The 23,511-nt window shown below is 65.7% G+C and carries 15 protein-coding genes; 1 reads left to right on the forward strand and 14 read right to left on the reverse strand.

The window, feature by feature from the left end:
- Positions 1-21: 21 nt before the first annotated feature.
- From pheT to QT382_RS15435, 13 genes are all read right to left on the reverse strand, one after another.
- The gene (gene pheT, locus QT382_RS15375; protein ID WP_289254971.1) at positions 22-2,436 is read right to left on the reverse strand and encodes a phenylalanine--tRNA ligase subunit beta; all 2,415 of its coding nucleotides are present in this window, start codon (positions 2,434-2,436) and stop codon (positions 22-24) included.
- Positions 2,437-2,480: 44 nt separating this feature from the next.
- Complete coding sequence (pheS, locus tag QT382_RS15380; RefSeq protein ID WP_289254972.1) at positions 2,481-3,518, reverse strand: phenylalanine--tRNA ligase subunit alpha; 1,038 nt, start codon at positions 3,516-3,518, stop codon at positions 2,481-2,483.
- Between the two features lie 137 nt (positions 3,519-3,655).
- The gene (gene rplT / locus QT382_RS15385; RefSeq protein ID WP_289254973.1) at positions 3,656-4,012 is read right to left on the reverse strand and encodes a 50S ribosomal protein L20; all 357 of its coding nucleotides are present in this window, start codon (positions 4,010-4,012) and stop codon (positions 3,656-3,658) included.
- A 29-nt stretch (positions 4,013-4,041) separates the two neighbouring features.
- Entirely contained in the window at positions 4,042-4,245 is a 204-nt protein-coding gene (gene rpmI, locus QT382_RS15390; protein WP_289254974.1) for a 50S ribosomal protein L35, read from the reverse strand.
- A gap of 120 nt (positions 4,246-4,365) precedes the next feature.
- Positions 4,366-4,911, reverse strand: a complete 546-nt coding sequence (infC, locus tag QT382_RS15395; protein ID WP_289255470.1) for a translation initiation factor IF-3 — start codon at positions 4,909-4,911, stop codon at positions 4,366-4,368.
- Positions 4,912-4,980: 69 nt separating this feature from the next.
- Positions 4,981-6,888 (reverse strand): threonine--tRNA ligase, encoded by a 1,908-nt coding sequence (thrS, locus tag QT382_RS15400; protein ID WP_289254975.1) that lies wholly within the window; start codon positions 6,886-6,888, stop codon positions 4,981-4,983.
- Between the two features lie 181 nt (positions 6,889-7,069).
- Positions 7,070-8,140 (reverse strand): patatin-like phospholipase family protein, encoded by a 1,071-nt coding sequence (locus tag QT382_RS15405; RefSeq protein WP_289254976.1) that lies wholly within the window; start codon positions 8,138-8,140, stop codon positions 7,070-7,072.
- 28 nt (positions 8,141-8,168) lie between these two features.
- Positions 8,169-10,367, reverse strand: a complete 2,199-nt coding sequence (locus tag QT382_RS15410; protein ID WP_289254977.1) for a TonB-dependent receptor plug domain-containing protein — start codon at positions 10,365-10,367, stop codon at positions 8,169-8,171.
- A gap of 113 nt (positions 10,368-10,480) precedes the next feature.
- On the reverse strand, positions 10,481-12,817 hold the full coding sequence (locus QT382_RS15415) for a Tex family protein (protein ID WP_289254978.1): 2,337 nt from the start codon (positions 12,815-12,817) through the stop codon (positions 10,481-10,483).
- Between the two features lie 76 nt (positions 12,818-12,893).
- Entirely contained in the window at positions 12,894-15,401 is a 2,508-nt protein-coding gene (locus QT382_RS15420; RefSeq protein ID WP_289254979.1) for a TonB-dependent receptor, read from the reverse strand.
- A 41-nt stretch (positions 15,402-15,442) separates the two neighbouring features.
- Positions 15,443-16,609 (reverse strand): SO2930 family diheme c-type cytochrome, encoded by a 1,167-nt coding sequence (locus tag QT382_RS15425; RefSeq protein WP_289254980.1) that lies wholly within the window; start codon positions 16,607-16,609, stop codon positions 15,443-15,445.
- A 16-nt stretch (positions 16,610-16,625) separates the two neighbouring features.
- Positions 16,626-17,888: a parallel beta-helix domain-containing protein gene (locus QT382_RS15430; RefSeq protein ID WP_289254981.1), complete on the reverse strand. Its 1,263-nt coding sequence runs from the start codon at positions 17,886-17,888 to the stop codon at positions 16,626-16,628.
- A 163-nt stretch (positions 17,889-18,051) separates the two neighbouring features.
- A complete protein-coding gene (locus QT382_RS15435; protein ID WP_502929898.1) occupies positions 18,052-21,948 on the reverse strand; it encodes a DUF3683 domain-containing protein in 3,897 nt (1,298 codons plus the stop codon).
- Between the two features lie 264 nt (positions 21,949-22,212).
- Here QT382_RS15435 and ugpQ point away from each other — a divergent pair, with 264 nt between their 5' ends.
- Entirely contained in the window at positions 22,213-22,950 is a 738-nt protein-coding gene (gene ugpQ, locus QT382_RS15440; RefSeq protein ID WP_289254982.1) for a glycerophosphodiester phosphodiesterase, read from the forward strand.
- On the opposite strand, the gene QT382_RS15445 is transcribed toward ugpQ, so the two are convergent.
- Positions 22,937-23,509, reverse strand: a complete 573-nt coding sequence (locus QT382_RS15445) for a GNAT family N-acetyltransferase (RefSeq protein WP_289254983.1) — start codon at positions 23,507-23,509, stop codon at positions 22,937-22,939. The two genes, ugpQ and QT382_RS15445, sit on opposite strands and share 14 nt — an antisense overlap.
- Between the last annotated feature and the right edge of the window lie 2 nt (positions 23,510-23,511).

Raw genomic sequence — 23,511 nt, forward strand, 5'->3', positions numbered from 1 at the left:
CGTCTCCTCGCCGACTTGTCTTCAACCGCGCAAGCGTGCGCCGAGCTTTTCACTGAGTGCCGCCAGCACGCGAGCCACCGCGGGCTCGATGCGCTCGTCGGTCAGCGGCGTTTCTTCGTCCAGCAGCTCCAGGCGCACGGCCATGCTGCGCTCGCCGGCCTGCATCTCGGCATTGGCCTGGCCTGGCTTGAACACATCGAAAAGCTTGGCAGAGCGGATCAAGCCATCATGCGCGGCGTTGATGGTTCCGATCAGCGCGTCGTGCGTGACCTGCTCGCCGACGATCACAGCGATGTCGCGCAACACTGATTGCTGGCGCTGCACGCCCCGGCCCTTGGGCAGGGTCAGGCTCAGCACGGCATCGACGTCCAGCTCGAACAGCACAGGCGCCGAAGGCAGCTCATAGCCCTGACGCCACTTGGGGTGCAGTTCGCCGACCACCCCGATCTCACGGCCATCCAGCAATACGCACGCGCTGCGGCCCGGATGCAGGGCCGGATGCTCGGTGGCCACGAATTGCAGCTGACGCGGCGCGAACAGCGCTTCCAGGTCGCCCTTCACATCGAAGAAGTCAACCGCAAGATCACGCTGCGACCATTGCTGCTGTTCGGCAGCGCCCCAGGCCAGCGCGGCCACGCGCATCGGCTGACGGACACCTGTGATGCTGCTGTCGCTCTCGACCACCGTGGCATCGCGCAAGAACACACGACCAATCTCGAACACGCGCACTCGCGGTGCTTTGCGCGTCAGGTTGTAGCGCAACACCTGCACCAAGCTGCCGATCAGGCTGGTGCGCATCACTGCCAGCGGCGCGGCGATTGGATTCAGGAGCTGGATCGGGTTGGCATTGCCAGCCAGCTCCTGCTCCCATCGCGCCTCGACGAAGCTGAAGTTGATCGTCTCGAAGTAGTCGCGGCCGGCCAGGGCATGACGCAGCGCATGGATAGAAGCTCGCGACTCCGAGCGCACCTTGCCAACGACCGGCGCCAGCGGCGGCGTATTCGGAAGCTTGGGATAGCCCAGCACGCGGATCACTTCCTCGATCAAGTCTTCCTCGATCTGGATGTCAAAGCGCCAGCTCGGCGGCGTGACCGTCAACGTGCCCTCACCTTCAACAAACTTCAGGCCCAAGCGCTGGAACACCGTGGTGCATTGCGCCTGCGTCAAGGGCATGCCGATGATCTTGGCGGCGCGCGCGACGCGCAGCGTGACCGGCTTGCGCGTGGGCAACTGCGTCGTTTGATCGTCCATCGGACCGGCCTCGCCGCCGCAGATCTCGAGGATCAATTGCGTGATGCGCTCGATGTGCTCCACCGTCTGCGCCGGGTCAACGCCGCGCTCGAAGCGATGGCCGGCATCGGTCGAGAAATTGAACTTGCGCGAACGGCCAGCGACTGCCTTGGGCCACCAGAAAGCCGCCTCGACATAGACGTTCTTGGTGTCGTCAGACACGGCCGTCGCGTCGCCGCCCATGATGCCCGCGAGCGATTCCACTTCTTTCGAATCGGAGATCACGCCGACCGTTTCGTCCAGCTCGATCGTGTTGCCGTTCAGGAGCTTCAGCGACTCGCCCTGCTTGGCCCACCGCACGGTCAGGCCGCCGTGGATCTTGTCGAGGTCGAAGATGTGGCTCGGACGACCGAACTCGAACATCACGTAGTTCGAAATGTCGACCAGCGGCGACACCGATCGCTGGCCACAGCGCGCCAGTCGCTCGACCATCCAGGCCGGCGTTTGTGCCTTGATGTTGACGCCGCGAACGATGCGGCCCGAGAAGCGACCACACAGATCGGCCGCCTCGATGCGCACCGGCAGCTTGGCATCGTGCTTGACGGCCACGGGCGTGAACTCAGGCTTCAGCAGCGGCGAGCCAGTCAACGCCGAGACCTCACGGGCAATGCCGAATACGCTCAGGCAATGCGCCAGATTGGGCGTCAGCTTCAGCGTGAACAGCGCGTCGTCCAGCTTCAGGTGCTCGCGGATGCTCTGGCCAATCGGCGCGTCGGCGGCCAGCTCCAGCAGGCCGCCGTGGTCTTCGCTGAGCTTCAGCTCGCGGGCCGAGCACAGCATGCCGAAGCTCTCGACACCGCGCAGCTTGCCCTTGCCGATCTTGAACGGCTTGCCGTCCTCGCCTGGAGGCAGCTCGGCACCGATGGTGGCCAGCGGCACGCGGATGCCAACGCGGGCATTGGGGGCGCCGCAGACGATCTGCAGCAGCTCGGCACCACCGGCGTTGACCTTGCAGACGCGCAGCTTGTCGGCGTTCGGATGCTGCTCGGCCTCGACGATCTCGGCCACGACGATGCCGCTGAACGGCGGCGCCACCGGCCGCAGTTCCTCGACCTCCAGGCCGGACATGGTCAGCAGCTCGGCCAGCTCTTGGGTGTTCAGCGCGGGATTGCAGAAGCTCCGCAGCCAGGACTCAGGGAATTGCATGGTGTTCTGTTCTCTTCAGGCGTTCGGTTCGCGGGACTTGCACTTCACTTGAATTGCGACAGGAATCGCAGATCGCCATCAAAGAACAGACGCAGGTCGCCGACGCCATAGCGCAGCATGGCCAGCCGGTCGATGCCAGAGCCGAAGGCAAAGCCGATGTATCGCTCGGGGTCCAGACCCATGTTGCGGATCACCTGCGGGTGAACCTGGCCCGATCCCGACACTTCCAGCCAGCGCCCTTGCAGCGGACCGGAGCCGAACATCATGTCGATCTCGGCACTGGGTTCGGTGAATGGGAAATAGCTGGGGCGGAAGCGGATCTCCATGTCCGTGGTCTCGAAGAACTCCTGCATGAAGTTCAGGTAGACCGACTTCAGATCCTTGAAGCTGATGTTCTCGCCCACCCACAGGCCTTCTACCTGGTGAAACATCGGCGAGTGGGTTGCATCGCTGTCGACGCGGTAGGTGCGGCCCGGCGCGATCACGCGGATCTCGGGCATAGCTCGGCCAGCATCGATCAAATGCTTGTGCTTCTTCACATGCTGCACCGCATAGCGGATCTGCATCGGGCTGGTGTGCGTGCGCAGCACATGACCACCCTCGATGTAGAAGGTGTCGTGCATCGATCTCGCCGGATGATCCTCGGGCGTGTTCAGTGCCGTGAAATTGAACCAATCGTTCTCTATCTCGGGGCCATCGGCCACGTCGAAGCCCATGGAACCAAAGATGGCTTCGATGCGCTCCATGGCACGCGTGATCGGGTGCAGGCCGCCGGTGCCGCGCTGCCGACCCGGCAGGGTCACGTCCAGCGCCTCGGCCTTGAGCTGTTTCTCGAGTTCGGCATCAAGCAGGGCCTGGCGACGCTCGTTCAGCGCAGCCTCGATGCCCTGCTTGAGCTTGTTGATCTCGGCCCCACGGGTCTTCTTTTCTTCGACCGTCAGCGCGGCCAAGCCCTTCATCAGCTCGGTCACCTGGCCGGACTTGCCCAGGAAGCGGGCCTTGGCGTTCTCCAGGTCGGAGGGCGTGGCAGCGGCAGCGAAGTCCGCCTGCGCTTGTTGCAGCATTTGATCGAGATCGTTCATCGCGGGGCGATCATTGGATTCGGAGTCTGTGCGGGGCACAAATGAGAAAAGGCCGAACACCTGGGGTGTCGGCCTTTAAAGGCGCGCCCCGGCTTACGCCGGGGCTGCCGCTGCCGCACGAGGCGACAGACCGGCAATTAAGCGAGAGCGGCCTTCACCTTGGCGAAGATGCTGGCAAAACCAGCAGGATCGTTGACGGCGAGATCGGCCAGGACCTTGCGGTCGATGTCGATCTGTGCCTTCTTCAGGCCAGCCACGAACTTGCTGTAGGTCAGTCCCAGGCCACGGCTTGCTGCGTTGATACGAGCAATCCACAGCTGACGGAACACGCGCTTCTTGGCACGGCGGTCACGGTAGGCGTATTGGCCCGCCTTCATCACCGCCTGCTTGGCGATGCGGAAGACGTTCTTACGACGACCACGGAAGCCCTTGGCAAGAGCCAGGACCTTCTTGTGACGGGCACGAGCGGTAACACCACGTTTAACGCGAGGCATATTGAATCTCCTTTAGTTAAGCGGTGGGTTTACAGGCCAGCAAAGGGCAGCATCTGAGCGATGTGACCCATGTTGGTTTCATGCACGTTCACAGCGCCGCGCAGCTGACGCTTGTTCTTCGTGGACTTCTTGGTCAGGATGTGGCGCTTGAACGCCTGACCGCGCTTGACGGTGCCACCCGGACGAACGCGAAAACGCTTCTTCGCGCTGCTCTTGGTCTTCATTTTGGGCATGTGATGCTCCTTTTAAGTACGTCCCAGGGGCGGTTGCGGGACTCGCAACACTTGCCGGCCTCTGGAGACTAATAAGCCCGCCGACGACCAAATCGACGGGCTGAATTCCTTACGTGGGTCTCAGCGCTTCTTGGGCGCCAGGACCATGATCATCTGCCGGCCTTCCAGCTTGGGCATGTTTTCGACCACCGAAACATCGGCCAGTTCGTCGCGGATTCGCTCCAGCAGACGCATGCCGATTTCCTGGTGGGTGATCTCGCGACCGCGGTAACGCAGCGTCACCTTGCCCTTGTCACCATCTTCGGCGATGAAGCGGCGCAGATTGCGCATCTTGATCTGGTAATCGCCCTCGTCCGTACCCGGCCGGAACTTCACTTCCTTGATCTCGATGATCTTCTGCTTGGCCTTGGCTTCGGCAGCGCGCTTCTGCTCCTGATACTTGAACTTGCCATAGTCCATCAACCGGCACACGGGCGGGTTGGCGGTGGGCGAGATTTCGACCAGATCCACATCCATATCACCTGCCATGCGCAGGGCTTCCTGGATGCTAACGACGCCCAGGGGCTCGTTCTCAGGCCCGTTCAGACGGACCTCGGGATGCATGATTTCGCGGTTCAGCCGGTGCTTTCGCTCGGGAATGGCACGACGGTCAGCAAACGTAGCGATGGTGCTTACCTTTCAATGGACCCAAGGCGAGGCCCGACAAGAACGAAAGCGCGCCCTGGGTCGGACCTTTCAGGCCTTGGTGGTGATGGATTCCGACAGCTTCGACTGGAAGTCTGCCAGCGACATCACCCCCAGGTCTTGGTTGCCTCGGGCGCGCACCGCGACGGCCCCGTTTGCCTTCTCCTTGTCGCCGACGACCAGGATGAACGGAACCTTCTGCAAAGAATGCTCGCGGATTTTATACGTGATTTTCTCGTTCCGCAAATCAACCGCTGCCCTAACTCCTTGTTTTTGCAGCGATTTCACGATCTCCGCGGCATATTCGGCCTGCGCGTCCGTGATGTTGGCCACGACCACCTGCACCGGCGACAGCCAGGCCGGCAGGGCACCGGCATGCTGTTCGATCAGGATGCCGATGAAGCGCTCCAGGCTGCCGACGATAGCCCGGTGCAGCATGACCGGGCGGTGGCGCGAGCCGTCTTCGCCGACGAATTCGGCATCCAGCCGCTCGGGCATGTTCGGGTCCACCTGGATGGTTCCGCACTGCCACTGGCGACCCAGAGCGTCCTTCAGCGTGTACTCGATCTTGGGGCCGTAGAAGGCACCCTCGCCCGGCAGGTACTCGAATTCGCATCCGGACGCGCGAAGGCCTTCGGCCAGCGCGGCCTCGGCCTTGTCCCAGCTTTCCTCGGTGCCGATGCGCTTCTCGGGGCGCGTAGACAGCTTGTAGAGAATCTCGGTGAAGCCGAAGTCCTTGTAGACCTTCTGCAGCAGGCTCGTGAACGACTGGACCTCGGCCTGGATCATGTCTTCCGTGCAGAAGATGTGGCCGTCGTCCTGCGTGAAGCCGCGCACGCGCATGATGCCGTGCAGGCCGCCCGTGGGCTCGTTGCGGTGGCACTGGCCGAACTCGCCGAAGCGCAGCGGCAGATCGCGGTAGCTCTTGATGCCCTGCTTGAAGATCAGGATGTGGCCAGGGCAGTTCATCGGCTTGAGCGCGTAATCGCGCTTCTCCGATTCGGTCGTGAACATGTTCTCGCGGTACTTGTCCCAGTGGCCGGTCTTCTCCCACAGCGACTTGTCGATGATCTGCGGGCCCTTGACCTCCAGGTAGCCGTTGTCGCGATAGACACGGCGCATGTACTGCTCCACCTCCTGCCAGACCGTCCAGCCCTTGGGATGCCAGAACACCGTGCCGGGGCTGTGTTCGTCGATGTGGAACAGGTCCAGCTCGCGGCCCAGCTTGCGGTGGTCGCGTTTCTCAGCCTCCTCCAGCATGGTCAGGTACTTCTGCAAATCGTCCTTGCTGGCCCAGGCCGTGCCGTAGACGCGCTGCAGCTGCTCGTTGTTGTGGTCGCCGCGCCAGTAGGCGCCGGCCACCTTCATCAGCTTGAAGTGCTTGAGCTTGCCGGTAGAAGGCACGTGCGGGCCGCGGCAAAGGTCGGTGAACTTGCCCTCGGCGTACAACGAGACGTCCTCGTTGGCCGGAATGCTGGCGATGATCTCGGCCTTGTAGGCCTCGCCTATGCCCTTGAAATAGGCCACGGCCTCATCGCGCGGCAGCACCGAGCGGGTCACGGCCTCGTCCTTCTTGGCCAGCTCGGCCATCTTGGATTCGATCGCCGCCAGGTCGTCCGGCGTGAACGGGCGCTTGTACGAGAAGTCGTAATAGAAGCCGTGCTCGATCACCGGGCCGATGGTGACCTGGGCCTCCGGGAACAACTCCTTGACGGCATAGGCCAGCAAGTGGGCCGTCGAATGACGGATCACTTCTAGGCCGTCGGCGTCCTTGTCCGTGATGATGGCCAGCTGGGCATCAGCGGCGATCAGGTGGCTGGTGTCCACCAGCTTGCCGTCAACGCGGCCGGCCAGCGCAGCCTTGGCCAGGCCGGTGCCAATGGAAGCGGCCACCTGGGCCACCGTGAGGGGCGCGTCGAACTCGCGCTTGGAACCGTCGGGCAATTGAATCGAGATCATGGGAAAACTCCGGGAGAAAACAAAAAGCGCGGCCAGGTGCCGCGCTTTGTTGTTCTGAAAGAAAGAAGACGTGACGTGCCGCGGCCGACTAAACCTCGAAGGGGGTGGTCGTAGTTCGCGGTGTCATAACCAGGTCGCCTTTCTCATCCTTGCTGGTGGGAGGAGCGGCGATTGTAGCCAATCAAAGCGGCAGGGCCTGGATGGAGTCCCGCTCGGCCAGGGCGGCGAACTCGTCACGCAGCCGCTCGCCCTCGCGCACCGCGCGCAGCCAGGCGACAGCCCTGCCTTGCAGGTCGTCGCCGTAGTGCTGGAAGTCGGCCCGGTCCGGCAGCTTGCCGCGCGGCAGGCCGCGGATGAAGTCCTCGCTGGGCGTCAGCACCACCACGTTGTCCAGGAACGCCGTCGGCGCGTGCCGATACCTGAGCGCCTTGTCTAGCCAGCCCGGCACGATGCTGCGCTGGAAATGCGGATACAGCACCAGCCCATCACCCAGCATCTGCGCGTAGTTCAGATGCAGGTGGTAGTCGGTGATGCCGCCATCCCAATAGGCGCCCTTGGGCGCACCGGGAATGTCGTGGACGGCGTTCAGCCAGAACGGGATCGAACAGCTGGCCAACAAGGCCTGTTGAAGATTTCGGGCCGACAACTCGACCTGTCGGCTGCGGTAGTCCTTCAGCAGCATGGGCAGCGGCGAGCGCAGGTCGGAGAACACGACCCGCTCCAGCCATCCACCCATTGCCTTGCGAGAGACCAGGTTGGTCGCGAAGGCGCCGAAATAGCCCAGCGGCGTGCGCACCCGCCCTTCCCGTCCCAGCAGATGCCGGCCTCGCGACGTGAACAGATGCAGCCGGTAGCGCGGATGGCTGAGCACTTCGCACTCGCGACCGCCAAACACCTGGTCTAGCTTGGCGGCAAAGCCCTTGCTCACGGAGGACGCCGTCGGCGGCTTGCCCGGAGCATGGTCGTAGTCCTGATGGGCGTATTCCTGGGCCAGCCTTTCGAACTCGGCCTCGGCGTCACCCAGGCAGGCGGTCGCCATTCGCCAGGCGCCGATGGAAGCACCCAGCAGATGGACTTCCTGCTGGCTCGCGCCCAGCCATGGGCCGAACAGATGCCGGTCCAGGGCGTTGAGGATCAGCCCCTTGGGACCACCGGCCGCCGCGGGAATGATGCGCACATCCTCGGCGCGCAAGCCGCGCTCGGCCAAACGACTGCGGGCCCGAGGGCCCGCATGGAACTGCAGTGCTTGCATGCGCCGCAGTGTAGGACCCTCGGGTCCCTTAGAGCTTCTGATCCCAGGACAGGCCGAACTGCGTGCGGCCGCTGCGCTCGCCGCGGCTGTAGCCGCTGGTGACGAAGGTCGTCTGACGCGTATCGACCGCCCACAGGTTGTTGGCCGAAAAGCGGATCGAGCTGGTACGGCTCAGCGTCCACTGCGCAAACATGTCGATGCCGCGGTTGCGGGTCTGCTCCATGGACTGAGTCAGCGTCTGCGTCGTCACGTAGCCGGGCGTGAAGTTGAAGTTGGCACCCATGTTCACCGGCAGGCCCGTCAGGCGGTAGTCGAAGCCGGCATTGACCGACCAAGGCTGCTGGCCGTCCAGGCGGTTGTCAGGTCCGGGCAGGCCCTGGACTTTCGACTTGTAGTAGTTGAACGAAGCCCGCAGATTCAGCGGCAGCTTGGTGTCGAAGACCGAGGGAATCAGCTCGCCGGCGCGGCCCTTGATCTCGAACTCAAGGCCGGCCGTCTCGGCGCGGGCGAAGTTGGTCGGGTGGTTGACGTAGCGGGCCTGCGTCTTGGAGACATTCAAGGCCGAACCTGCCGCCTCCAGCGTCGTGACGTTGCGCATCAGGTCGTTCACGCGGCGGTAGAAGCCTCCGATGCTGATCATGCCTCCGCCGCTGAGGTACTTCTCGTAGGCCACGTCCAGGCCGGTCGCCAGCTCGGGCTTGAGGCCCGGGTTGCCGATGAAGTCCGGCGCCAGGTAGGTATTGGGCGTGTTCGGGTCGGGGTACAGACCCGAGATGGCCGGGCGAGCCAGCAACTGGTTCAGGTTGGGCGCCTTGTAGCTGCGGGTCAGGCTGGTGCGGATCAGGTCGCGGCCCTTGGGGTCGATCTTGTAGTTCACATGCAGCAGCGGCGTCGTCACGCTGCTGCTGTTGCGACGCTGGGCATCGCCCTCGGCGGCGCTCTCGGTGACGATGCGCTCGGTGCGCAGGCCCAGATAGGCCGACCACTGAGGCGAGATCTCCCATTCGTCCTGGACGAAGAAGGCCTGGCGCTGGATGGTGGCAGCGAACGGCAGGCCGTCCACGCCCGGCAGCTGGGCCTGGCCGCCCACGGTCACGAAGCGAGTTTCCTCGCGCTTGCGCCATTCCAGGTCCCAGCCGGCCGCGAGGCTGTGGCTGTCATTGAGGACCTGGGCGTACTTGCCGGCCTGGGTGAAGTTGCGGTCGGAGTTGTCGCCGACGGAACCGCGCTGCAACTTGTCGTAGACGTAGTTCTTGAAGCTGCCACGCGCTTCCTGCACGCCGGCCTTCAGCTCGATGCGCTGGGTCTCGCTGAACTGGTTGTTGTATTGCAGGTTGCCGCGAACCATCTGCCAGGTGCCGATGTTGCGGGAGTTGTAGTCCTCGCTGGGCAGGCCGGCCTTGATCAGGGTCTCGTACTCGGGATTGAAGTGCCAGCGGCCCTGCTGAAGGAAGGCCATGGCGGTCAGGTTCTGCTCGTCGCTGATCTTCCAGTTCAGGCGCGGCGTGGAATTCCAGCCGGCGCCCCAGAAGTTCTGCTCCTGCTTCTGGCTGATCACCGAGGGCATGCCGTCCGTGCCCGGGGCGGCACGAGTGTTCACCGATTCATTGAGGCCGCGCCAGGAGAACAGCGAGAAGGGCACGGTGTAGGCCACGTCACCCTTCTTCTCGCCATAGGTGTAGGAGCCGGCGAGGCTGGGGCGCACGGCGTTGTAGCCCATGTTCAGGCGCAGGTCGCGCTGAGTGATCTTGGGCGCGTCCTTCAGGATGATGTTGATCGCACCGGCCACGGCCTGAGCGCTCTGGTCGGCGCTGGGGCCCTTGGTGACCTCGATGCGCTCCACCTGGGCCGGATCCAGCTGGGTAAGGTCGAAGCCCGGGGGCGCCGGGTCGCCGTTGAGCAGGATCAGCGTATAGCCGCTGCCCAGACCGCGCATGCGGGGGGCGCCACCGGCCACGTTGACGCCGGGCAGCCGCTTGAGCACGTCGGCCACATTGGTGTCGCCGAACTTGTCGAGCTCCTCACGGCCGTAGATCTGCTTGGCCACCTGGGACTTGCGGCGCAGGTCAGTATCGCTTTGCGGCCGGGCGCTGATCTCAACGCGCTCCAGCTTTGCACCGGCACGCGGTTGGCCGTCGCCGGGGCCCTGGGGGCCCTCCTGGGCCATGGCGGCGCCGGACAACATCAGCGCGCAGGCAGCGGCAATCGTGTGCTTCTTGGTATTCAAGGGGGTACTCCAGAAATCAATGCTGGGCGGCACGATAGCCGCCCGGGCCAGGCTCAGACAGTGGTCATGCGATCAACCGCCGGATTGCGGGGTTCAATGGCCGAGGCGGGTCGTCAGCCGCGCCCCTGCAGCTTGGCGAAGGCAGCGGCCATGGCCCCGCCGGCGCTGGGCGCTGCCTGGCCGCCCCGCGGCGCACCGGGCCGCTCGTTGCGGGCCGCCGGGCGAAAGCTGTTGTCCGTCGGCTTGCCTGCGGCCCGCGGTGCGGCGTCCAGCTTCATGGTCAGCGAGATGCGCTTGCGGGCCAGATCGACCTCCAGCACCCGGACCTTGACGATGTCGCCGGTCTTGACCACCTCGCGGGCGTCGTTGACGAACTTGTTGGCCAGCTGGCTCACGTGGACCAGGCCATCCTGGTGCACGCCCAGGTCCACGAAGGCGCCGAACTGGGCCACATTGGACACCGTGCCCTCCAGCACCATGCCCTCCTGCAGGTCCTTGATGTCCTCGACGCCGTCATTGAAGCGGGCCACCTTGAAGTCGGGGCGCGGGTCGCGCCCGGGCTTCTCCAGCTCGGAAAGAATGTCTTTGACCGTGATCGCGCCGAACCTGTCGTCGGCAAAGACCTCGGGGCGCAGCGCGCGTATCACGTCGCTCTTGCCGATCAGGTCGGCGATGGGGCGCTGCAGCTGATCCAGGATGCGCTGCACCAACGGATAGGTCTCGGGGTGGACGCCGCTGAGATCCAGCGGGTTGTCGCCGCCGCGGATGCGCAGGAAGCCGGCCGCCTGCTCGAAGGTCTTGGGACCGAGGCCGGACACGTCCAGCAGCTGCTTGCGGCTCTTGAATGCACCATTGGCGTCGCGCCAGCGCACGATGCTGGCCGCCACGGCGCCGGAGAGGCCCGACACGCGAGACAGCAGCGGCGCCGAGGCCGTGTTCAGGTCCACGCCCACCGAGTTCACGCAGTCCTCGACCACCGCGTCCAGCATCTTGGCCAGCTCGCTCTGGTTCACGTCATGCTGGTACTGGCCGACGCCGATGCTCTTCGGGTCGATCTTGACCAGCTCGGCCAGCGGATCCTGCAGGCGGCGGGCAATCGACACGGCGCCGCGCAGGCTCACGTCCAGCTCGGGCAGCTCCTTGGAGGCGAACTCGGAGGCCGAATAGACAGAGGCGCCGGCCTCGCTGACCACCACCTTCTCGATGGCTGTACCAGGAGCCAGCTGCTGGATGCGCTTGATCAGGTCGCTGGCCAGCTTGTCGGTCTCGCGGCTGGCGGTGCCGTTGCCGATGGCGATCAGATTGACGCCATGGGCGGCGCAGAGACGGCCCAGCGTGTGGATCGAGCCTTCCCAGTCCTTGCGCGGCTCATGCGGGTAGACCGTGTTCGTGTCCAGCACCTTGCCGGTGTCGCTGACCACGGCCACCTTGACGCCGGTGCGGATGCCGGGGTCCAGGCCCATCACCACCCGCTTGCCGGCCGGCGCGGCCAGCAGCAGGTCGCGCAGGTTCTCGGCGAACACCTTGATCGCCGTGGCCTCGGCCGCCTCGCGCAGCCGCGAGAACAGGTCGCGCTCCAGGCTCATGGCCAGCTTGACCTTCCAGGTCCAGGCCACGGTCTTGCGGATCAGCTCGTCCGAGGCCCGCTTGGCATGGCTCCAGCCCAGGTGGCGGGCGATGCGGCCCTCGGCCAGGCCGGGCTGGCCGGCAACGACCTCCTCGTCCAGCACCAGCTTGGCGTCGAGGATTTCCTGCGTGCGGCCGCGGAACACGGCCAGCGCGCGGTGCGAGGGCACGGTCCGGATCGGCTCGGCGTAGTCGAAGTAGTCGCGGAACTTGGCGACGTCGGGGTTGTTCTGGTCCTTGCCCTCGCAGAGCAGCGACTTGAACAGGCCCTCCTCCCACAGCCATTCGCGCAGCTTGCCTATCAGCAGGGCATCTTCGGCCCAGCGCTCGCTGAGCACGTCGCGCACGCCATCCAGCACGGCATAGACGTCGGCGAATCCGGCGTCGGGGTTCAGGAAGGCCGCGGCTTCGCCCATCGGGTCGAGCGAAGGGTCGGCGAATAGCTTGTCGGCCAGCGGCTCCAGGCCGGCCTCGCGGGCGATCAGGCCCTTGGTACGGCGCTTGACCTTGTAAGGCAGGTAGAGGTCTTCCAGCTCCTGCTTGGTCGGCGCCGCCTCGATGGCCGAGCGCAGCTCGCTCGTCAGCTTGCCCTGCTCCTCGATGCTCCTGAGCACCGCCGCGCGGCGCTCCTCGAGCTCGCGCAGATAGCCCAGGCGCGACTCGAGATCGCGCAGCTGCGCGTCATCGAGGCCGTCGGTGGCTTCCTTGCGGTAGCGGGCGATGAAGGGGACGGTGGCACCACCGTCGAGCAGCTCGACGGCTGCGTTGACCTGGGCCGGCCGAACTTTCAGCTCGGCGGCAATCTGCAGAAGTATCTTGTCCAAGACAGCTGGAACCCGGCAAAAGGCGAAGCGCGGGAGTTTGCCACAGGCCTCCCGCGCTTCCTGGTCCTGGCCGGCCTCAGAGCTTGAAGTTCAGCTCCAGCGACATCTTGCGCGGCGCGCTGATGTAGGCCGCCGGCGTGCCGGTGGCGAAGCTGGGCGCCGACATGTAGCTCACGTACTGCTTGTCCAGCAGGTTGTTGACCAGCAGGCCCAGGCCCCAGGTCTTGCTGGGCGCTTCCCAGCCCAGGCGCAGGTTGACCCGGTTGGTCGCTTCGCCCACGGCAAAGGCCGGCAACTGGCCGCAGGTGTTGCGGTTGCGGGTTTCGTCGTTGCAGCGCTGGGCGCCGGAATAGGCCCAGTTCAGGCTGGCCGTGGCCTGGCCGTCGGCCAGGCCGAAGCGGGCGTCCAGGCCCAGCGTGGCCGTCATGCGCGGCGTGCCGGCCGGCTGGCCGGCCATATTGAACACCACGCCGGCGCCGGGCGAGTAGCTGTAGCGCTTGTAGACCTGGTCGATGAACTCGGCCGCGCCGCTCAGGCGCCAGGTGCGATCAATCTGCCAGTAGGCCTCCAGGTCCAGGCCGGTCGCCTTCTGGTCGCTGACGTTGACCACATAGGTGGTCACGCCCGAGCTGCTCTTGGTCGTGCCGATGCTCTGCAGGTTGTTGAAGTCGTAGTGGAACAGCGCCGCCGTGTAGAACAGGCCGGTGCTCCTGACGTTGCCCTTGACGCCGGCTTCCAGGTTGGTGACCGTCTCGGGCCCGAAGGCCGCCACGCCCTGCTTGTAGATCGCGTTGAAGCCGCCGGCCTGGTAGCCGCGCGTGGCCGAGGCGAACAGCATGGTGTCCTTGTCCAGCCGGTGGTCCAGCACCAGGCGGGGGCTGGTGTTGGTCCAGGAGGCGCTGTCATACATCGGCGCCGCCGTGGCCGCGGGGCTGTTGAAGTTGACGTTGGTCGTCATCAGGCCGTAGAGCGCGTAGCCCAGCTGCGGCGGCAGGCCATTGGCCTGCAGGGCGCCGCGCAGCTGCGCATCGCTCAGGCCCATGCTGGCGGCGATCAGCGGCTGGTTGGCATTGACCCCGTCGAAGAAGCCGCCGGTAGTCGGCGGGCCCAGGGCCTTGAGCGTGGCATCCAGCTGCGGCGCCGTGCGGACCGGGTTGTGCCAGCTGAAGCGCTTGCTGTCGCGGGTGAAGCGGATGCCGGTCGTCAGGTTGGTGCTGGGTGTCAGCTTCCAGATCACGTCGCCGAACACGGCCGCGGCGCGCGAGCTGATGGTGTTGAACATGGACTCGGTCCAGGGCAGGCCGACCACGTTGACGCCCGGGATGCCGAACATGCCGGCTAGCTGGTTGACCGTGGCATAGGGCGCCAGCAGGCCGCCGCTGGCGCCGGCCATGATGGTGTCTATGGTGTCGGTCGCCGAGAACAGCGCAGTCTGCTGGTCGGCCTTCTCGTGGAAGGCGCTGACGCCTGCCACCCAGTCGATGCTGTCGTTGCTGCCGTTCAGGCGGAATTCTTGCTGCCAGCTGCGGCTGCCCTCGTAGTTGCCGGTGGACAGGTAGGCGTACTTGATCGCCGAGCCGTCGTTGTCCTGCACGTCCTGGGCGTTGAAGCGGCGGTAGCCGGTGGTGCTGGTCAGCTCGCCAATGGCCAGGCTGTGGCTGATCTTCAGCGTCAGGCCGTCGAACTTGCGCGACTCGATATTGGGGTCGGCGTCATTGGCCAGCTTGAGCGTGCGCGGGTCCTTCCAGGTGGCAGCGCTGCCGGTGAAGTCGGGCTTGGAGACCACGGCGAACAGCGGCCGCGCCGGCTGGTTCAGCACCTCGTGCTCCCAGCTCAGCAGGGCCGAGCTGTCGGCGTCGGCCCATTTCAGCGCCAGCTTGGTGCCCCAACCGTTCGCGCCGCCTTCCTTGCGGCCGTTGATCGAGTTGGTGACCCAGCCGTCGTCATGCTCGCGCACCGCCGAGAAGCGCAGCGCCGTGTTGTCGTTCAGCGGCGTGTTGTAGAGCAGCTCGCCGTGGTACTGGCCCTGGTTGCCCAGGCGCAGCAGGCCGCTGGCTTCGCGCTTCTGGCTGGGGTCGTTGGTGATGATGCTGACCGCTCCGCCGGCGGCATTGCGGCCGAACAGCGTGCCCTGCGGCCCCTTGAGCACCTCGATGCGCTTGACGTCGTTGAAGGTCAGCAGCGCGCCACCGGTCTTGCCGGCGTAGATGCCGTCGATGTAGAGGCCCACCGGCGCATCGGTGCCAATGCCGAAGTCGCCGGTGCCTATGCCGCGCATCGCGTAGTTGGGCTGGGTCGGCTGCGAAGCGTCCACGGTCAGGCCGGGCATCAGGCCGTCGAGCGCACCGATGTTGGCGGCGCCCACGCTCTTGATCTTGTCGGCCCCGACCACGCTGATCGTGATCGGTACGTCACGCAGTTGCTGGACGCGACTCTGGCCGGTCACCTCGACCACGCCCAGGCTCTTGACCTCCTCGGGCGCGGCGGCCTGCGGGGCCGGCGCCTGGGTCTGGGCCTGAGCCGCCCCCAGGCTCAGCAGAAGAATGGCCAGGGCACAGGGCGTGCGGGCAAAGCGTTGGTGCATGCAGGTCTCCATGGTTTGTTGTCTGTCTTCGAGGTCCGGCTCTAGCGGCCGGGTTGCTGGATGGGTTCGCAATGGCCGGGCAGTCCTTCGATCCACTTGCGTATCAGCTCGACGCCTTCCTCATGGACGATGGAGCGACCGAGCTCGGGCATCATCACGCCGCCTTCCTTGGAGGCCATGCGGAAGGGCAGGATGGATTCGTCGGGGTTGCCCGGCACGATGCCGAACAGCCGGTCGCCCGTGCCCTTGCCGGCCGCCACCGAGGGCTTGCACAAGCCCTGGCGCAGACCCAGCGGAGGAAACGGCTCCAGATTCAGCGAGGTGTTGTTGGCCGGGCCGCGCGGGTTGTGGCAGTGGGCACAGTTGATGTCGAGATAGGCACGGGCCCGCTGGTCCAGCGGCTGCTTGTCGTCGCGCCAGTTCACGGCCATGGGCAGTTGGTCCACCTTGGCCGGCAGCTTTTCCAGGTAGCCAACCCGCACCAGGTGCTCCAGCTGGTTCTCGGTCTTGCCGGAATAGGTCAGGCTGCGGTTCAGGTGGCGGGCCTTGGGGCCAATGGGCTGCAACTGCTTGGACTTGAGCTGCGTCATGTGGCAGCTGGCGCACTGGTTCTCGTTGGGCACGACATAGGTGAACTGCTCCGGCTTGCCCGGCGGCTTGGCCAGCTCCAGCGCCAGCTGGTCACCGGTGCGCATCAGCTCGGCATCGGTCTGCTGGTCGTTCCAGACATAGGGAAAGGCCACCCAACCCGCTTCGCGCCGCACCAGCAGCCGGGTCTCGATCAGGCGCACCTGGTTCAGGTCCAGGCCATGGGCGCCCAGCGCCTTGTCCGCGCCCGGGTCGACCACGCGCTGCAGGCGCACCGCGCCCTCCTTGGGGTAGTAGAAGGTCTTGCTGATGATGGTGCCGACCGGAAATTCGAAGGTGGCCTCGGGGTCGTACTTGGCCTTGCGACCGACCGGCATCCAGATCGTGCGCAGCTTGTGCGCATGGTCTGTGAACAGCGAGGAGTTCAACTCGTAGGGCTCGACGCCCTGGTTCAGGCTCAGCAGGCTGCCGTCCTTGATCAGCAAGCCCCATTCGCTTAGCAGGGCCGGCCGGCCCTGCTCGATGAACTTGACCGGGTCAGGCTCACGCGAGCAGGCCACCAGTCCCAGGGCGCACAGCAGCGCAGCGGCTGCGGCCAGCAACAGTCTCCGGTACAGCATGGGTCCCTCGCCGGCCTCAGGTGCGGCTCTTCAGGACCACCGGGCTCAGGCGCGGCAGCTCGCAGTCATGCGGCTTGTTGTCGACCTTGGGGTCCTTGTACTTGTTCGGCCCGTCGGCGTTGAGCACGTCGATCTTGCCGTTGCGAACGCAGATCCGGTCCTCGGCCACCCAGCCCTTCTTGGTGTCCACATAGCCGTCCCACAGCACGTCGGGCAGGCGGCCGTTGAGGCCGAACAGCACGGTCTTGAGCGTCTTCAGGTCCAGGCCGTCGGGCGAATCGCCGCCGCCCTTGAAGCGGTTCTCCAGCACATAGATGGCGCGCGGGTACGGGTCGTAGCCCTTCTCCACGCCGGAGTCGGTGAAGTAGCCGGTCGAGAAGTAGCTGGACACGATGACATTGGCCGTCTGGTTGTCGGCGATGTCGTTGTCGAAGATCTCGACCTTGGAATTGGCGTTGATCACCACACCCGAGCCGGCCGGCACGCTAGCCACGGCCGTACCCTTGGCGCCGAAGTTGTCGAGGTTGTTCTTGAACACCTGGTTCTTGTAGACCCGGGTGCCATGGCCGGCCTGCGAGAGGTTGGGCATGTTGAACACCAGGATGCCGCCGGTATTGCCGGTGGCCACGTTGTCGTAGACATCGGCATTGACCGTGTTCTCGATCTCTATGCCGGCCACGTTCTGCTCGGCCCGGCAGCGGCGCACGACCACGTCGGTGGACTGGCCTACGTAGATGCCGGCATCCGAGGCACCATAGGCCTCGGAATCCTCGATCAGCACGTTCCTGGTCTTGACCGGGTAGAGGCCATAAGCGCCATTGCTGGTCTTGGGGCCGCCGGTCCAGCGCACCCGGACCTTGCGGATGGTGATGTTCTCGCCGTCGTTGATCTTGACCGCGTCGCCCTTGCTGTCCTCGATGGTCAGGCCTTCCAGCGTGAAATCGCTGGCATAGACGATCAGGCCCTCGGGGCCGGCCACCTGGTTCTTGAAGGACAGGATGGTCTTGTCCAGGCCCGCGCCCTTGAGCGTCACGCCATTGGCGCGCAGCGACAGGCCGCGGTCGAAGTGGTAGTTGCCGGCCGGGATCTCGATCACCGAGCCCGGCTGGGCATCGAGCAGCTGTTCCTGGATCTTCTTCTGCAGGGCCGTGTCCACCGGCTGGTCGCCGACCTGGGCTGTGGTCTCGGTTTTCTGGCAGCCGGCCAGGGCCGCCAGCAGGACGAGCAGGCCACCGGCCCGCCAAGCAGCGCCCAGGGCGCCTGTGATCGATTGCCTCACCGATACCTCCGGTCATTGCAATGAGGCGCCAGCCTGAGGGCAGCTGGCGCCGGATTGCAGCAATCTATCGAGCCAAAGGCCCGGACAGCAGCGGGTTTGCCCGCGCTCTCGGGGAAGCCCTGCCCCCCGCGCCGAGGGGGCAGGCCGCTATGCGAACCTCAGTTCACACAAGCACCCGCTCGATGCCGCCGGCATTGGCCTTGGCCACGTAGTCGGGCATCCAGCTGTCACCCAGAATCTGCTTGGCCATCTCGACCACGATGTAGTCGGCCTCCAGCAGACCGTTCTGCAGGTCGTTGCCGTAGCGGCTGAGGCCTTGCAGGCAACTGGGGCAGCTGGTCAGTATCTTCAGGTTGTCGGCCGCGGCCACCTTGCCGCTGTCGCGCAGCTGGGTCTCGACCTTGCGCAGCTCTTCTTCCTTGCGGAAACGGATCTGGGTCGAGATATCGGGCCGGGTCACGCCCAGCGTGCCGCTTTCGCCGCAGCAGCGCTCGCTCTTGACCACCTCGGGGCCGACCAGGGCCTTGACCGTCTTCATCGACTCCTGCAGCTTCATCGGGCTGTGGCAGGGGTCGTGGTAGAGGTAGGCCTGCTGCGAGTCCAGCTTGACGCCCTTCTCCAGCAGGTATTCGTGGATGTCCACGATGCGGCAGCCCGGGAAGATCTCCTCGAACTTGTAGCCCTGCAGCTGGTCGTAGCAGGTGCCGCAAGAGACCACCACGGTCTTGATGTCGAGGTAGTTCAGGGTGTTGGCGACGCGATGGAAGAGCACCCGGTTGTCGGTGATCATCTTCTCGGCCTTGTCGAACTGGCCCGAGCCGCGCTGCGGATAGCCGCAGCACAGGTAGCCGGGCGGCAACACCGTCTGCACGCCGGCATGCCAGAGCATGGCCTGAGTCGCCAGGCCGACCTGGCTGAACAAACGCTCCGAGCCGCAGCCGGGGAAATAGAACACGGCCTCCGTCTCGGCCGTGGTGGCGGCCGGGTTGCGGATGATGGGCACGTAGTCCTTGTCCTCGATGTCCAAGAGCGCCCGCGCCGTCTTCTTCGGCAGGCCGCCGGGCAGCTTCTTGTTGATGAAGTGGATCACCTGCTCCTTGACCGGCGCCGGGCCCAGGGTCGCGCGGGGCGCGGCCGTCTGCTTCTTCGCAAAGCCCTTCAAGAGGTCGTGAGCCATGCGCTGGGCCTTGAAGCCCACGCCGACCATGGCCGAGCGCGCCAGCTTGATGGTCTCGGGATTGGTGGCGTTGAGCATGAACATCGCGGCCGCATTGCCGGGGCGGAAGCTCTTCTGGCCCATCTTGCGCAGCAGGTTGCGCATGTTCATGGTCACGTCGCCGAAGTCGATCTTGACCGGACAGGGATTGGCGCACTTGTGGCAGACCGTGCAGTGGTCGGCCACATCCTCGAATTCCTGCCAGTGCTTGACCGACACACCGCGGCGGGTCTGTTCCTCGTACAGGAAGGCCTCGACCAGCAACGAGGTGGCGAGGATCTTGTTGCGCGGGCTGTAGAGCAGGTTGGCGCGCGGCACGTGCGTGGCGCAGACCGGCTTGCACTTGCCACAGCGCAGGCAATCCTTCACCGAGTCGCTGATCGCGCCGATGTCGCTCTGCTGCATGATCAGCGACTCGTGGCCCATCAGGCCGAAGCTGGGCGTGTAGGCGTTGGTCAGGTCGGCATAGGCCGTGCCACCGCGAAGCAGCTTGCCTTTGTTGAAGCGGCCCTCGGGATCGATCCTGGCCTTGTAGCCGGCAAAGCCCGCCAGCTCCTCGTCGGACAGGAACTCCAGCTTGGTGATGCCGATGCCATGCTCGCCCGAGATCACGCCGTCCAGGCTGCGCGCCAGCTTCATGATGCGGGCCACGGCCTCGTGGGCCGTCTGCAGCATCTGGTAGTTGTCGGAGTTGACCGGGATGTTGGTGTGGACGTTGCCGTCGCCGGCATGCATGTGCAGGGCCACCCAGACCCGGCCGCGCAGCACCTCCTTGTGGACGCGCTTGCACTCCTCGACGATGGCGGCGAAGGCGCCGCCGGCAAAGATGCTCTGCAGCGGCTTCAGGATCTGCGTGCGCCAGGAGGCGCGCATCGTCTTGTCCTGAAGCTGGTCGAAGAAGCTGCGGCCGCTCTCGAGCTGGACCTCGTCCAGCCCGTCCTTCCACAGCTGCCATTGCGCGCCGACTTCCTTCAGCAGGGCCATAGCCTGCTGGACCCGGTCTTCCAGCAGCTCGGCGCTGGGGATCTCGCTGGCATCGTCGGTCTTGCCCAGCGGCAGCCGGCCCTGCGCGAAGAAGGCCTGCAGCGCCTCGGCCAGCTCCAGCTTGTTGCGCAGGCTCAGCTCGATGTTGATGCGCTCTATGCCCAGCGTGTACTCGCCCATGCGCTCCAGCGGAATCACCACGTCCTCGTTCACCTTGAACGCATTCGTATGCTTGGAGATCGCGGCGGTGCGCTTGCGGTCCAGCCAGAACTTCTTGCGCGCGTCGGCGCTGACGGCCACGAAGCCCTCGCCCGAGCGGCCGTTGGCCAGGCGCACGACCTCGCTGGTGGCGCGGGCCACCTGGGCCTCGTCGTCGCCGACGATGTCGCCGATCAGCACCATCTTCGGGAGGCCGCCGCGCTTGCTCTTGGTCGCGTAGCCCACGGCCTTCAGGTAGCGGTCGTCCAGGTGCTCGAGGCCGGCGAGGATGGCACCGTTCTCGCGTTTGGCCTCCGCGAACATGAAGTCCTTGATGTCGACGATGGACGGCACGCAGTCCTTGGGGTTTCCGAAGAACTCCAGGCAGACCGTGCGCACATGGGCCGGCATGCGGTGCACGACCCAGCGGGCGCTGGTGATCAGGCCGTCGCAGCCTTCCTTCTGGATGCCGGGCAGGCCGGCCAGGAACTTGTCGGTGACGTCCTTGCCCAGGCCTTCCTTGCGGAAGGTGCGGCCCGGGATGTCCAGCCGCTCGGTGCGCTCCAGCTTCCTGCCCGAGGCATCGAAGTAGCGCAGCTCGAAGCTGGCGACCTCGACGTCATGGATCTTGCCGAGGTTGTGGTTGAGGCGATGCACCTCCAGCCACTTGGCGTCCGGCGTGACCATTTTCCAGGAGGCCAGGTTGTCCAGGGCCGTGCCCCACAGCACGGCCTTCTTGCCGCCGGCGTTCATCGCCACGTTGCCGCCCACGCAGGAGGCCTCGGCCGAGGTCGGGTCGACGGCGAACACGAAGCCATGCTGCTCGGCCAGGTCCGAGACCCGCTGGGTCACGACGCCGGCCTCGCTGAAGATGGTCGCCACCGGCCGGTCCAGGCCCGGCAGCTGGATCATCTCGACGCCGCGCAGCGCCTCCAGCTTCTCGGTGTTGATCACCGCGCTGTTCCAGACCAGGGGCACGGCGCCGCCGGTGTAGCCGGTGCCGCCGCCGCGCGGGATGATGGTCAGGCCCAGCTCGATGCAGTCCTTGACCAACTGGGCCATCTCGGCCTCGCTGTCCGGCGTCAGCACCACGAAGGGGTACTCGACCCGCCAGTCGGTCGCGTCGGTCACATGGGCCACGCGCGACAGGCCGTCGAACTTGATGTTGTCCTTGGCCGTGTGCTTGCCCAGCAAGCGCGTCGCACGGCGGCGCAGCTCGGCCGTGCGCTCGAACAACGAGGCGAAGTCTTCGACCGACTTGCCGGCCGCCGCCAGCAGCTCGCCCACCAGGGCGTCGCGCTTGGCGTCACTGGGGTTGCGGCGCTTCTCGACCTCGTGCAACCGGTGGTGCAAGGCCTCGATCAGCAGGGCGCGGCGCTTGGGGTTGTCCAGCAGGTCGTCCTGCAGGTAGGGGTTGCGCTGGACCACCCAGATGTCGCCCAGCACCTCGTACAGCATGCGGGCCGAGCGGCCGGTGCGGCGCTCCTCGCGCAGCAGGTTCAGCGTCTCCCAGGCGGCAGCGCCGAGCAGACGGATCACGATCTCGCGGTCGGAGAACGAGGTGTAGTTGTAGGGAATCTCGCGCAGCCGGGCGGGCGGCGTCATCACGCCGTCCTCGGCGAGGGCGGTGGCTTCGGGCATCAGCGGATGCGGAGCGTTCATGGCGGCCTGGGCAATCTCAGCAGAAAAGGTCGCCGACCCTCGCACTGTTGGCAAGCCCGGCGCCATGGGTCATGGGCCGGCAAAGCGCCCGCGGTGGCCGGCCTGATGCGCCGGTGCCGCGGGTCACTGCCAGGCCGCCTCGGGGATGCGAGGGACCCAGCGGTCGTCGGAGTGCGATCCTACCGCAGTGCAACATGGCCGCTGGTCAGACAGGGCCTTGGCGCAATAGAGTGGCGCATCCATGCAATCGAAGGCCGCACAGCCATGACCAAGCCCTGGCCCCTCCCCTTCTGGATCGCCCACCGCGGCGCCGGCAAGCTGGCCCCCGAGAACACGCTGGCCGCGTTCCGCCTGGGCGCCGCCCATGGCTACCGCGCCTTCGAATGCGACGTGAGGCTGAGCCACGACGGCCGCCCCTTCCTGTTGCACGACGACAAGCTGAACCGGACGACCAGCGGCCGCGGGCCGGCCGGCCTTCTTTCCTGGCACGAGCTGAGCCGGCTCGATGCCGGCGGCTGGCACAGCCGGGCCTATGCCGGCGAACCCATTCCCAGCCTGGAGACGGTGGCCGCCTACTGCCGGCGCAACGGCTTCGGCCTGAACCTGGAACTCAAGCCCAATCCGGGCCAGGATGAGGAGACCGGCCGCGTCGTCGCCCTGGCCGTGCGCGAACTCTGGGCCGGCAGCGAACGGCTGCCGCTGCTCAGCTCCTTCAAGCCGGCCGCCGTCGCGGCTGCGCAGGCCGCGGCGCCCGAGCTGCCGCGTGGACTGCTGATCGACAAGGCCCGAGACAGCTGGACCGAGGAAGCCAAAGCGCTGGGCTGCAGCACCGTCATCACCAATTACGCGCTGATGGACAGGGCCATGGTCGAGGCCGTCCACGCGCTCGGAATGAAGGCGCTGGTCTACACGGTCAACGACGAGTCGGTGGCCCGCTGGCTGATGGCCAACGGCCTGGACGGCATCATCACCGACACGGTGGACAAGTTCAGTCCGGTTTGAACTTCACGTAGACGCAGCTGCTGCACAGTTCGCCAGCGGTGTTGACCGACTGGCCGCGCATTACCGACTCCAGCGTGAACCCGCAGCGCTCCGCAACGCCGCGGCTGCGGTCATTGGTTTCGTCACAGCGGATTTCCAAGCGCCGCGCGCGGAGCTGCGTGAACGCCATCTCGGCCATGCCATTCACAGCCTCGCTCATCAGCCCCTGGCCTTGCGCCGTGCGGCGCAGCCAGTAGCCGATCTCGAAACGCCGCGCGGCCCAGTCGAAGCGATGCAGGCCCATGGCACCGAGCAGGCGCCGGCCCTGCGGCTCCCGGCTGTAGATCTGGAACGGCAAATCCTCGCGCAGCACGAACGCTGCGACCTGCCGCCGAACCACGGCCTCCATTTCTTCGATCGTCGACGCCTGCTGTGCCCACGGCATCCAGCGCTTCAACTGGTCCATCGTCTCGATGACGGCCTCATTGAGCGCCGGCCCGACACCGGCCCGCGGCGCGGCTATGAGCAGACGCTCGGTCTCGATCTTCTCCGGCACTTCGATCAGGATGGGATCGCTCATGC

Origin of the sequence: Pelomonas sp. SE-A7 (genome assembly GCF_030345705.1) — a bacterium.
In the GTDB taxonomy this organism is placed as follows: Bacteria; Pseudomonadota; Gammaproteobacteria; order Burkholderiales; family Burkholderiaceae_C; genus JAUASW01.

Coding starts and splice junctions, on each gene's coding strand:
- pheT (WP_289254971.1), bottom strand. CDS start 2,436: ATGCAATTCCCTGAGTCCTGGCTGCGGAGCTTCTGCAATCCCGCGCTG.
- rplT (WP_289254973.1), bottom strand. CDS start 4,012: ATGCCTCGCGTTAAACGTGGTGTTACCGCTCGTGCCCGTCACAAGAAG.
- QT382_RS15425 (WP_289254980.1), bottom strand. CDS start 16,609: ATGCTGTACCGGAGACTGTTGCTGGCCGCAGCCGCTGCGCTGCTGTGC.
- QT382_RS15420 (WP_289254979.1), bottom strand. CDS start 15,401: ATGCACCAACGCTTTGCCCGCACGCCCTGTGCCCTGGCCATTCTTCTG.
- QT382_RS15445 (WP_289254983.1), bottom strand. CDS start 23,509: ATGAGCGATCCCATCCTGATCGAAGTGCCGGAGAAGATCGAGACCGAG.
- thrS (WP_289254975.1), bottom strand. CDS start 6,888: ATGATCTCGATTCAATTGCCCGACGGTTCCAAGCGCGAGTTCGACGCG.
- QT382_RS15435 (WP_502929898.1), bottom strand. CDS start 21,948: ATGAACGCTCCGCATCCGCTGATGCCCGAAGCCACCGCCCTCGCCGAG.
- rpmI (WP_289254974.1), bottom strand. CDS start 4,245: ATGCCCAAAATGAAGACCAAGAGCAGCGCGAAGAAGCGTTTTCGCGTT.
- QT382_RS15405 (WP_289254976.1), bottom strand. CDS start 8,140: ATGCAAGCACTGCAGTTCCATGCGGGCCCTCGGGCCCGCAGTCGTTTG.
- pheS (WP_289254972.1), bottom strand. CDS start 3,518: ATGAACGATCTCGATCAAATGCTGCAACAAGCGCAGGCGGACTTCGCT.
- ugpQ (WP_289254982.1), top strand. CDS start 22,213: ATGACCAAGCCCTGGCCCCTCCCCTTCTGGATCGCCCACCGCGGCGCC.